9 protein-coding genes are annotated in these 10,906 nt (G+C 70.9%); 2 read left to right on the top strand and 7 right to left on the bottom strand.

Going from position 1 to position 10,906, the window contains the following annotated elements; translation table 11 throughout:
• The 3 genes from D3105_RS28575 to D3105_RS28565 all read right to left on the bottom strand — a co-directional run.
• Positions 1–747, bottom strand: a 747-nt coding sequence (locus tag D3105_RS28575) for a DUF2071 domain-containing protein (RefSeq protein WP_118905855.1), incomplete at its 3' end; no start/stop codon positions are given.
• Positions 744–1,088 (bottom strand): metalloregulator ArsR/SmtB family transcription factor, encoded by a 345-nt coding sequence (locus tag D3105_RS28570; protein WP_118905854.1) that lies wholly within the window; start codon positions 1,086–1,088, stop codon positions 744–746. The genes D3105_RS28575 and D3105_RS28570, both read right to left, overlap by 4 nt.
• Before the next feature lie 159 nt (positions 1,089–1,247).
• Positions 1,248–1,889 carry a superoxide dismutase gene (locus D3105_RS28565; protein ID WP_118905853.1) on the bottom strand — a complete coding sequence of 214 codons (642 nt, stop codon included), beginning with the start codon at positions 1,887–1,889 and terminating at the stop codon, positions 1,248–1,250.
• A 689-nt stretch (positions 1,890–2,578) separates the two neighbouring features.
• On the opposite strand from D3105_RS28565, the gene tkt reads away from it, so the two are divergent.
• Positions 2,579–4,813 (top strand): transketolase, encoded by a 2,235-nt coding sequence (gene tkt, locus D3105_RS28555; RefSeq protein ID WP_118905852.1) that lies wholly within the window; start codon positions 2,579–2,581, stop codon positions 4,811–4,813.
• Between the two features lie 80 nt (positions 4,814–4,893).
• Here the strand turns inward: tkt and D3105_RS28550 are convergent, their stop codons facing one another.
• The gene (locus D3105_RS28550; RefSeq protein ID WP_118905851.1) at positions 4,894–5,616 is read right to left on the bottom strand and encodes a helix-turn-helix domain-containing protein; all 723 of its coding nucleotides are present in this window, start codon (positions 5,614–5,616) and stop codon (positions 4,894–4,896) included.
• Between the two features lie 67 nt (positions 5,617–5,683).
• On the opposite strand from D3105_RS28550, the gene D3105_RS28545 reads away from it, so the two are divergent.
• Positions 5,684–6,325 (top strand): flavin reductase family protein, encoded by a 642-nt coding sequence (locus tag D3105_RS28545; RefSeq protein ID WP_118905850.1) that lies wholly within the window; start codon positions 5,684–5,686, stop codon positions 6,323–6,325.
• A 301-nt stretch (positions 6,326–6,626) separates the two neighbouring features.
• On the opposite strand, the gene D3105_RS28540 is transcribed toward D3105_RS28545, so the two are convergent.
• From D3105_RS28540 to D3105_RS28530, 3 genes are all read right to left on the bottom strand, one after another.
• Positions 6,627–7,697, bottom strand: a complete 1,071-nt coding sequence (locus D3105_RS28540; protein WP_118905849.1) for a glycerophosphodiester phosphodiesterase family protein — start codon at positions 7,695–7,697, stop codon at positions 6,627–6,629.
• A gap of 247 nt (positions 7,698–7,944) precedes the next feature.
• The gene (locus D3105_RS28535) at positions 7,945–9,420 is read right to left on the bottom strand and encodes an amino acid permease (protein ID WP_118905848.1); all 1,476 of its coding nucleotides are present in this window, start codon (positions 9,418–9,420) and stop codon (positions 7,945–7,947) included.
• 121 nt (positions 9,421–9,541) lie between these two features.
• Positions 9,542–10,906 (bottom strand): amino acid permease (locus D3105_RS28530; protein ID WP_133305715.1); only part of this gene is annotated, 1,365 nt, incomplete at its 5' end.

Here is a 10,906-nt window from a genome sequence, read left to right as displayed (position 1 = left end):
CGCCGCCACCCCCCCCGCCCCGCACCCCACCCGGAACGGCTCCCCCTGCGACCAGTCCGCCGCCACGCCCCGCATCACCAGCGCGCTGTCCAGCACCGCGCTGCCCGGCGGGAAGCGGTCCAGGTCCTCGAAGAACGAGGAGCGTACGTGGCGCGGACGGCCCGCCGTCACCTTCCAGGCGTCCGTGGAGAGTTCGAGGACGTCCAGGTGGCCGCCTCCGGCACGCGGGGAGAGGCCCCGGCTGCCCCGGCGGAAGAACTCCGACGCCTCCGCCAGGTCCGTGAACAGGCCGCTGCCGTGCAGTTCCCCGGCCGGCTCCACGGTGGCGTCCACCTCCACCTCGCCGTCCCGGGTCGCGAAGGCCACCCGTACGACGTCGGGGTCCTCCCGCACCGTGAAGTCCGCGCGGCCGTGCTCGCCCGGGTAGATCCGGCCGCCCGCGAAGGCGTTGAGGCGGGAGGAGGTGTCGCGGCGCGGGATGTAGACGCCCCGCTCGACGCCGTCCGGGCCGTCCCACTCGACGGCGATCCGGTGCGCCGCGTTCTCGCTGGTGAGCCCGGTCGCGGCCGGGGCCCAGGCGGGGCGGACGCCACCGATCCGGAGCAGGCAGATTCCGGCCACCGCCTGGCCGTGCACCAGTTGGGGGCGCAGCGGCGCGGGCAGCAGGGCCGCCGCGACGTACGGGTCCACCCGGTAGTTCACCAGGAGGCGGCGTTCGATGACGCTGGTCAGCCGGGGTCTGATCATGGGGCGTCGCCTTCCGGCGCGGAGCGCCACTTGGTGTTGCGGAGGACGATCTGCTCGGGGCAGACCGTGCTGAGGAAGCGGCCCACGCACAGGGCGAGCCGCTCCTCGGCGAGCGAATAGAGGATGCGGTTGGCGTCCCGGCGCTCGGTGACGAGCCCCGCCCCCTTCAGTACGCCCAGGTGGCGCGAGATGGACGGGGCGCTGATCGAGAACCGGCTCGCGATCTCCCCGGCGGCCAGCTCGCCGCCCCGCAGGTCCTCCAGGATCTGGCGGCGGGTGGGATCGGCGAGTGCGCGGAAGGCGCTGGCCTCGTCGTCGGACGGAACGGCGGGTGATTCCATGTATGCATGTTTAGCACATGAGCTAAACAGCTAATGAGGCGCCATGGGAAAGCCCCCGCGAGTCACGTCCTCGCGGGGGCTCTCCGTTCATCCGCCTGCCGTGGTGAAGGTTGAGAAGACGATCACGAGGCAGGACGTCTGTGGTGTGTCGGCGTCACGTCAGGGAGCGAGCAGCAGCACGTCCGCGCGCTCCTTCGCCGCCGCGTAACGCTTGGCCACGTCCTGCCAGTTGACGACCTGCCACATCGCCTCGATGAAGTCCACCTTCTGGTTCTTGTACTGCAGGTAGAAGGCGTGCTCCCAGGCGTCGAAGACCAGGATCGGGACCGAGCCCTGGCCGACGTTGCCCTGGTGGTCGTAGACCTGCTCGACGATCAGCTTGCCGCTGACGGGCTCGTACGCGAGCACGCCCCAGCCCGAACCCTGGGTGGTGGCCGCGGCCTTCGTCAGCTGGGACTTGAAGCCCGCGTAGGAGCCGAAGGACTCGGTGATCGCGTCGGCGAGTTCGCCCACGCCGTCCGCCGCGAGGGGCTCGCCGCCGCCGTCGCCGGTCATGTTGTGCCAGTAGATCGAGTGCAGGATGTGGCCGGAGAGGTGGAACGCGAGGTTCTTCTGGAGGCCGTTGATCGCTCCCCAGGCCTCCTTGTCGCGGGCCTCTTCCAGCTGCTCCAGGGTGTCGTTCGCGCCCTTGACGTACGCGGCGTGGTGCTTGTCGTGGTGCAGCTCGATGATCTGCGGATTGATGACCGGTTCGAGCGCCGCGTAGTCGTACGGGAGTTCCGGGAGCGTGTACGTGGCCATGGTTCGAACCCTCCGACTGCTGGGAATGCCGTACAGTTGTTATTGCAACCTATATGCAGGAGCAATCTGGAAGCAGGCTAACAGCAGGATCGTCCGTGAAGTGATCAGCCCTTCGGCCTGGGACCGGCGGCGCGGCCGGGCGGGGCGGCGCATACGGAGCGGGCCCGGCCGGGGGAGGTGGCCGGACCCGCGTCGTGGGGTGGGTGGCTCGGTGCGTGGGGTCGCTGCCCTTGCGCTCCTGCGGGTCGACGCCCGTGTGGGCGGACGCGTCCTTCTCGCCGCTGTGGCGCCCGGACCTGCCCCGTCGGCCGGTGTCGCGCATGTCGGAGTCCTTGCCGCGGCCCTCGCCGCGGCTGGTGGCGCTCTCCGGCGTGGTGCCCTCCAGAAAGGCACGCTTCTCCTCCTCGGTCGGCTTCTTGCGGGGCCTGTCCGGCTCCGGGGCGTAGGCGTCCGGGTGGAAGGAGCGGTGCGCGGTGGGGTTGGATTGCTGGGACTCCTCGTCGTCAGGTGTCCTATTATCCTCCCTTTTCTTGCTATAAAGGCGTTCCATCTTCTCGCCTGCCCCTCCCCGCAGGCGCCCAGGTTTGGACGCCGCTTCCCGGGGGACCCGGCCACGCAGCCGGGCGGCTCGGGTTCGGGGGACCGCAGGTGCGCCGCTCGCCGCCCGCCCCACCGATCAGGAGGACTTGATGGCACGCCCCAACGCCCCCGAAGCGACGGACGGCCCGGACCGTGGCCGCGATCCACGACTGGCCCCGCCCCTGGCCGAGGCGGGGGGCTGGGGGCCGCTCGACGTCCGCGCCGTCGACACCGTGCGGGCGCTGGCCGCCGACGCCGTGCAGAAGGCGGGCCACGGTCACCCGGGCACCGCGATGAGCCTGGCCCCGCTGGCGTACCTGCTGTTCCAGCAGGTGATGCGGCACGACCCGGCCGACGACCAGTGGATCGGCCGGGACCGCTTCGTGCTCTCCTGCGGCCACTCCAGCCTCACCCTCTACATCCAGCTCTACCTCAGCGGGTACGGGATGCAGCTGGACGACCTCAAGGCGCTGCGCACCTGGGGGTCCACCACCCCCGGCCACCCCGAGTACCGCCACACACGGGGCGTCGAGATCACCACCGGGCCGCTCGGCCAGGGGCTGGCCTCCGCCGTCGGCATGGCCATGGCGGGCCGCCGGGAGCGCGGGCTCCTCGACCCCGACGCGCCCGCCGGCACCAGCCCCTTCGACCACCACGTGTACGTCGTCGCCTCCGACGGCGATCTGATGGAAGGCGTGACGTCCGAGGCCAGTTCGTTGGCCGGACACCAGGAGCTCGGCAATCTGATCGTCTTCTACGACTCCAACCACATCTCGATCGAGGACGACACCGACATCTCCTTCAGCGAGGACGTCACCGCCCGCTACGCCGCGTACGGCTGGCACGTCCAGACGGTCGACTTCACCCGGACCGGCGACTACGTCGAGGACGTCGACGCCCTGCTCGCCGCCGTCGAGGCCGCGAAGAGCGAGAGCGGCCGGCCCTCCCTGATCCTGCTGCGCACGATCATCGGCTGGCCCGCGCCCACCAAGCAGAACACCGGCAAGGCCCACGGTTCCGCGCTCGGCGACGACGAGGTCGCCGCGACCAAGAGGCTGCTCGGCTTCGACCCGGACGCGGACTTCACCGTCGAGGACGACGTACTGGAGCACGCCCGCGCGGTCGTCGAGCGCGGGGCCTCGGCCCACCGCGCCTGGGAGCCCCGCTACCAGGTGTGGCGCGCCGCCCACCCGGAGCGCGCCGCCCTCCTCGACCGGCTGCGGGAACAGAAACTGCCCGAGGGCTGGACCGACAGCCTGCCCGTCTTCGACGCCGACCCCAAGGGCATCGCCACCCGCAAGGCCTCCGGCGACGTGCTCACCGCGCTGGCCCCCGTGCTGCCCGAGCTGTGGGGCGGTTCGGCCGACCTCGCCGGGAGCAACAACACCACCATGGAGGGCGAGCCGTCCTTCGTGCCGGAGTCCAAGCAGACGGGCGAATTCCCCGGCAACCCGTACGGCCGCACGCTCCACTTCGGCATCCGCGAGCACGCCATGGGGTCGATCCTCAACGGCATCGCGCTCCAGAGCCTCACCCGCCCCTACGGCGGTACGTTCCTGATCTTCAGCGACTACATGCGCCCGGCCGTCCGCCTCGCCGCCCTGATGAAGCTGCCGGTCACCTACGTCTGGACCCACGACTCCATCGGCCTCGGCGAGGACGGCCCCACCCACCAGCCCGTCGAGCAACTCGCCGCCCTCCGCGCGATCCCCGGCCTCGACGTCGTACGGCCCGCCGACGCCAACGAGACCTCCGTCTGCTGGCGCACGGTCCTGGAGCACCACGACCGTCCCGCCGGACTCGCCCTGACCCGGCAGCCGTTGCCGGTCCTGGAGCGGGGCGACGGCGAGGGCGCGTACGCCTCCGCCGAGGGGGCCGCCCGGGGCGGATACGTCCTCGCCGACAGTCGCGGCGACGCTCCCGACGTCATCCTCGTCGGCACCGGCTCCGAGGTCCACATCGCTCTGGAGGCACGGGAGTTGCTGGCCTCCGACGGGGTCGACGCGCGGGTGGTCTCGATGCCCTGCCGCGAGTGGTTCGCCGACCAGCCGTACGCCTACCAGGACGTGGTGCTGCCGCCCGATGTCCGGGCCCGGGTGAGCGTCGAGGCGGCCGTCGCCCAGGGCTGGCGGGACGTGGTGGGCGACGCGGGCCGCATGGTCAGCCTGGAGCACTTCGGCGCGTCCGCCGCGTACCAGCGCCTGTACGAGGAGTTCGGCATCACGCCCGACGCGGTGGCCGAAGCCGCGCGGGAGAGCATCCGCGCGGCGGCCGGCCCCGTCCGTCCCGGCGGGGAGCGGCCCGGCGCGACGCCGACGGGCGGTGGTACGGGAGACGTCGGCTAGGAGCGTGGGTCAGTAACGGAAGACTGGCTGTGTCGCCTGAAACGTGGGTAGCCGTAGTGTCCGGCTCAGGGGGCTGGTGATCACCTGACCGGAGTCTGCGTCTCGTCAACCAGACCGAGGTGGTCCTTGAGCGCGCGCTTGCCGGTGTCGGTGAGAGCGACGGCGCGGCTTGTGCCGATCCGAGTGATCCAGCCGGCGTCGAAGGTGTGACGGCATAGGGCGGCGCCGACGGCGCCGGCCAGGTGGGGGCGGCGTTCTGTCCAGTCCAGGCACGAGCGAACCGGCGGGCGTCGCGTGGCGGGCGGTTGTGCGATGCCGAGTTCAGCAAGCCAGGTGGTCCCGTCGCTGGTGAGAGTCAGCCCCTGCTCCCAGTCCAGCAGCCCCCGTTCGGTCATCGCCTCGGTGATCGCGACTCCGAGAGCGCCGGCGAGATGGTCGTAGCACGTGCGGGCGCGGGCCAGCGCCCGGCTGCGGTTGGCAGCGGGCAGCGAGCGGGGCGGATCGGCGCGTCGAGGCGCCATCGAGGCAAGCTTCTCGATCAGTTCGGCCGTGTCGGGGTCGGCCAGGCGAACGTAGCGATGGCGGCCTTGGCGCTCCTGTGTGAGCAGTCCTCCGCTGACCAGGAGGTTCAAGTGCCCAGTCGCCGTCGAGGCGGCCACTCCGGCATACCGCGCCAACTCGATCGCGGTCCATGCACGGCCGTCCAGAAGGGCCAGGCAGAAGCTGGCCCGGGTGCCGTCGGCCAGCAGTGCGGCCAGGGCGGCCAGGTCAGGGCCCTCGACGTGAGCGTCATGGCTGTTCATCGCTGTCCATTGTCTCCCTGCGATCCTTCGGCGGCCGCCGAAGGATCGCAGGTCTACGGTCGGCCCCATGAACACCGCTACGCCCAGCAGCGCGCCCACCGATCTGTCCTCCGAACACGTGACCGTCACGCCGAGCATCCTGTACTTCGGAACGCCGGTCGTGCTGCTCTCCACAGAAAACGAGAACGGCTCCTTCAATCTTGCGCCGATGTCCTCGGCCTGGGCTCTGGGCCACGTGATCGTCCTCGGGCTTGGCGCTGATGGACAGACCGCGCACAATCTCCGCAGCCGCCGTGATCTGGTGGTCAACCTCCCCGCGCCCACACAGTGGCCGGCGGTAGAACGATTGGCGCCGCTGACCGGGCGCACCCCGGTACCCGTGGGCAAACGTGGTTCCTTCCGTTTCGAGCCGGACAAGTTCGCCGCCGCCGGCTTGCGGCCTCAGCCCTCCGAGCTGGTTCGGCCGCCTCGCGTCGCGGAATGCCCGATGCAGTTGGAAGCCCGCGTTGCCCGGGCGCAACCCGATGCCTCTGGAGAGTTCCTCATCGTCGAAGCCCGTGTGCTCAAGGTGCACGCTGATCCCCGGATCGTCGTTTCCGGTTCCCAGCACATCGACCCAGCCGCGTGGAGCCCGCTGATCTACAACTTTCGCCACTACTACGGACTCGGCCCCGAACTGGGCCACAGCTTCCGCTCCCAGACAGCCTGACCAAGTCGGTGGTCCACCGCGAAGAGCCATGGGACAAGCGAGGAGATTGAGCGCGGACCATCACCCGGCGGCTCACCCTCGGTTCGCGGGTGTTCATGCTGAATAATGCCGGTATGCGTGGTGGGGATGGGCTGTTCGAGGTCGAGCCGGTCGAGAAGCAGCAGCCGCGGGGTGGTCCGGCGGCGGCGAGGAGCGCGGCTTCCCGCCCTACGATCCGCGCCTGATGGTGCGCCTGCTGATCTACGGCTGCACCACCCCATTTGCCCGTTACTGACGCAGGCTCCTAGGACCCGAGCCGCCCCTACCCCCGCAGATCCTCCCTGGCCTGCACCGCGATGTCCGGGAAGTCCGTCACCACCGCGTCCACGCCCTGCTCGTAGTGGAAGGCGTACTCGGCGAACGCGTCGCCGAAGGCGTTGGGGTCGGTGCCCCGGCGGTACGCGGCCGGGAGGTACTGGTTCTCCGCCCTGAAGGTGTACGCGCCCACCTTCAGGCCCGCCGCGTGGGCGTCCGCCAGCAGCGTGTTCGGCGGGACCAGCGAGGACTTGTCCGGGCCGATCCACTGCGCGTACGAGGCGATCTCGCGCAGCCCGGCCGGGGTCATCATGTCCCGGTAGGTGATCCCGTGCCCGTACGGGCCGCCGCTCGTGCCCAGTGCCTGCCACAGCGGGAGGCCGAGGCGGGCGGCGGCCACCCGGCGCAGGCTGCCGGGCTCGAAGGACTGGACGACACAGTCGCGGGCGGTCAGCCGGTTGCGGCGGATCACCCGGATCAGCTCCTCCTCCAGCGGCAGCCCGATCGAGCGGAAGTACGTCGGGTGCTTCGTCTCCGGGAACACCGCGATCCGCCGGCCCGACTCCCGCGACAGCCGCCGGGCCAGGTCCACGACCTCCTGGAACGTCAGCACCCGGCCCCGCCCGTCGAAGACCGTGTTGCGGTTCCGGACCAGCGGCAGCCGCTCCACCGTGCGCAGCGTCTTCAGCTCCCGCAGGGTGAAGTCCTCGGTGAACCAGCCGGTCACCGCCTTGCCGTCGACCGTCTTCGTGGTGCGGCGGTCCGCGAACTCCGGGCGGTCGGCGACGTCCGTCGTCCCGCCGATCTCGTTCTCGTGCCGCACGACCAGGACATGGTCCTTCGTCGGCACGAGGTCCGGCTCGATCCAGTCGGCCCCGGCCCGTACGGCATAGGTGTACGCGTCGGCGGTGTGCTCGGGCCGCCAGCCCGCCGCCCCGCGATGCCCGATGACCAGGGGCCCCGACGGACGGTGGGGGTGACGGTCCACGGCGGGGGCGGCGACGGCCGGGGCGGAGGCCGCGGCGGTGACGGCGGCAGTGGCCAGGAGGATCGAACGGCGCCTGGGGGCAACGGACATGACGGCTCCTCGGATGGGGTGAGCCATCACGGAAGCGAGAACGGGTGACGGCCCGGGGTACGGCGCCCGGCCCTGCGATGTCCTGTCGGCCACGGATGCGCGCCGCGCCGGGCCCCGGCACCGGAACGCGAGAGGCCGAAAACGCCGAAACGCCGGGCTCCGCCCCGATCGTACGAGGAGGAGCCCGGCGTTCGTAGAGGCCGTGCGGGAGCTGTGCGGGAACCGCAGCCGTACGGCTGGGCGGGAACTACTTCCGCTGCGCCGGGATCTCGGCCGCGGTGCCGGCCCCCGTGCCTGTGCCGTCGTCGGCACCCTCGTCGCCCCGCCGCCGCTGCCGCAGGAGGCCGAGGCCGATCAGCACCACCGTCAGCGCCCCCGTGGCCAGCAGCTGGTCACGGGTGTCCGGCTGGCGCAGCATCAGCAGGAAGATGCCCACCATGGCCGCCAGCGCGACGATCGTGCCGATCGGGAAGAACCACATCCGGACGACCAGCGTCTCCGGTGCCTCCCGCTCGGTGCGCCGGCGCAGGATCAGCTGCGAGACCGCGATGAAGATCCACACCACCAGGATCACGGCGCCGATCATGTTCAGCAGCCAGGGGAAGACGTCGTCCGGACGCCAGTAGCTGAGCAGCACGCACAGGAACCCGAAGACCGAGGAGAACATCACCGCGTTGCGCGGCACCCCGGAGGAGATCTTGCCGAGTACCGAGGGGCCCTGGCCGCGGGCGACCAGCGAGCGGGCCATCCGGGACGCGCCGTAGATGTTGGCGTTCATCGCGGAGAGCAGCGCGATGAGGATGACCACGTTCATGATCTGCGCCGCGCTCCCGACGCCCAGGTGGTCGAGCATCGCGTAGAACGGGCCGACCTCGGCGACCTTCGGGTCGTCCCAGGGGACCAGCGTGACGATGACCGCCATCGAGCCGATGTAGAAGACCGCGATGCGCCACATCGCCGTACGGACCGCCTTCGCGACACCCTGCACCGGGTTCTCGGACTCGGCCGCCGCGATGGTGACGGTCTCCAGACCGCCGTACGCGAAGACGGAGGCGAGGAGTCCGATGATGAAGCCGTCCATGCCCTTCGGCAGGAAGCCGCCGTCGCCCGTGAGGTTGGTGAGTCCCGGCGCGTCCGTGTCGGGCAGCACGCCGAAGATCGCCAGCAGGCCGAGCACCAGGAACAGCGTGATCGCGATGACCTTGAGCGCGGCGAACCAGAACTCGAACTCGCCGAAGTTCTTCACGGCGGCCAGGTTGGTCCCGAGGAAGATCACCATGAACAGGGCGACCCAGGCCCACTCCGGGGTCCCCGGCAGCCAGCCGCTGACGATCTGCGCGGCGCCGATGCCCTCCAGACCCACGGCGACGCAGAGCAGGAACCAGAAGGACCAGCCCGCGGTGAACCCGGCCCACGGGCCGATCGCCCGCTCGGCGTGCACGGAGAAGGAGCCGGACGCCGGGTTGGCGGCCGACATCTCGCCGAGCATGCGCATCACCATCATGACGAGCAGCCCGGATATGGCGTACGCGATGATGATCGAGGGTCCGGCGGCGGCGATCCCGGCGCCCGAGCCGACGAAGAGCCCGGCGCCGATCACCCCGCCGAGGGCGATCATCGAGAGGTGGCGCTGCTTGAGGCCGTGGGTGAGCGCGGAGTCCGCCGAAGGCCCTGCGGGGGCCGCGGAGCCGGCGGTGGGGGGAGACGCGGAGGTCCGAGGCATGGACGAGCTCTGTTCGCTAGCTGAGACAAGGGGACGAACCCACAGTCTGAGCATCCGTACCGCTCACACGGAATGACTGTCCGCTATACGGTCACCAGGCTCACACAAGGTGCACACGCGCCTACCGATCGGTAAACGCCGAGGGCTCCCGAGAGGCTCTGCGTTCCCGCCACTCGCGCCCCACCGCCACCAGCAGCACCAGCGCCGTCGCCCCCGCCGACCACAGCACCTGCGGCCGGGCCGCGTCGTCGGTCAGCATCAGCAGCAGCACACCCAGCAGCCCGGCCAGCGTCACCCAGGTCAGATACGGGAACCACCACATACGCAGCGCGAGCGCGTCGGGGGCCTCCTGTTCCAGCCGGGCGCGCAGCCGCAGCTGGGAGGCGGCGATCAGCGCCCAGACGAACAGCAGGACCGCGCCGACCGAGTTGAGCATGTAGAGGAACACCGTGTCGGGCCAGATCAGATTGAGCAGGACGGACACGAAACCGAAGGCCACCGAGGCCAGCACCGCCCGCCTCGGCACGCCGCCCGCCTGACCGGAGGAGCCGTCGGAACCGCCGGAGCCACCGGAACCGGCACTCTTCGGGGCCCCGCCCGAGACCTTCAGCAGCCCGCGCGGCGCCTCCCCCCGCTCCGCCAGCGAGAAGATCATCCGGGAGGAGCCGTACAGATTGGCGTTGAGCGCGGAGAGCAGCGCCACGAACACCACGATGTTCATGATCTGCCCGGCCGACGGCACCCCGATCGCGTCCAGCACCTTCACATAGGGGCTCAGCCCGGCCTGCTGCGCGGTCCACGGCAGCACGGTCACGATCACCAGCATCGAGCCGACGTAGAAGAAGAGGATCCGCACCACCGCGCTGCGCACCGCCCGCCCCACCGCACGCGCCGGGTCGTCCGTCTCTGCGGCGGCGATGGTCACGACCTCAAGCCCGCCGAAGGCGAACACCACGGTCAGCACCCCGGAGACGACCCCGCTCCAGCCGTTCGGCAGGAAGCCGCCCCGGCCGGTCAGGTTGGTCATCCCGACCGGGTCGGTGTCCGGCAGCAGGCCGAAGACCGCCAGCCCGCCGAGCACCAGGAACACCACGATCGCGCCGACCTTCAGGGAGGCGAACCAGAACTCGAACTCGCCGAAGTTCTTCACCGCCGTCAGGTTCGCCACGGTGAACACCACCATGAACAGCAGCACCCACGCCCAGGGTTCGACGCCCGGCACCCAGCCGTGGGCGATCTGCGCGGCCGCCGTCGCCTCCACGGCGAGGACCACCACCAGCAGGAACCAGTACAGCCAGCCGACGCTGAACCCGGCCCACCGCCCGAGCGCCCGTTCCGCGTGCACCGAGAACGAACCGGAGGCGGGCATCGCGGCGGACATCTCGCCCAGCATCCGCATCACCAGCATCGCGAGCGCCCCCGCGATCAGATACGAGACGACGATCGCGGGCCCCGCCCGCGATCCTGGTGATGCGGATGCTGGGCG

Source organism: Streptomyces globisporus, from assembly GCF_003501885.1.
GTDB lineage: Bacteria > Actinomycetota > Actinomycetes > Streptomycetales > Streptomycetaceae > Streptomyces > Streptomyces globisporus_D.
This window is presented reverse-complemented; position numbering and strand designations above follow the sequence as displayed.

What these genes read in the sequence shown, in the direction of transcription:
- tkt (WP_118905852.1), top strand. Translation starts at nt 2,579, where the DNA reads ATGGCACGCCCCAACGCCCCCGAAGCGACGGACGGCCCGGACCGTGGC.
- D3105_RS28570 (WP_118905854.1), bottom strand. Translation starts at nt 1,088, where the DNA reads ATGGAATCACCCGCCGTTCCGTCCGACGACGAGGCCAGCGCCTTCCGC.
- D3105_RS28545 (WP_118905850.1), top strand. Translation starts at nt 5,684, where the DNA reads ATGAACACCGCTACGCCCAGCAGCGCGCCCACCGATCTGTCCTCCGAA.
- D3105_RS28535 (WP_118905848.1), bottom strand. Translation starts at nt 9,420, where the DNA reads ATGCCTCGGACCTCCGCGTCTCCCCCCACCGCCGGCTCCGCGGCCCCC.
- D3105_RS28565 (WP_118905853.1), bottom strand. Translation starts at nt 1,889, where the DNA reads ATGGCCACGTACACGCTCCCGGAACTCCCGTACGACTACGCGGCGCTC.
- D3105_RS28550 (WP_118905851.1), bottom strand. Translation starts at nt 5,616, where the DNA reads ATGAACAGCCATGACGCTCACGTCGAGGGCCCTGACCTGGCCGCCCTG.
- D3105_RS28540 (WP_118905849.1), bottom strand. Translation starts at nt 7,697, where the DNA reads ATGTCCGTTGCCCCCAGGCGCCGTTCGATCCTCCTGGCCACTGCCGCC.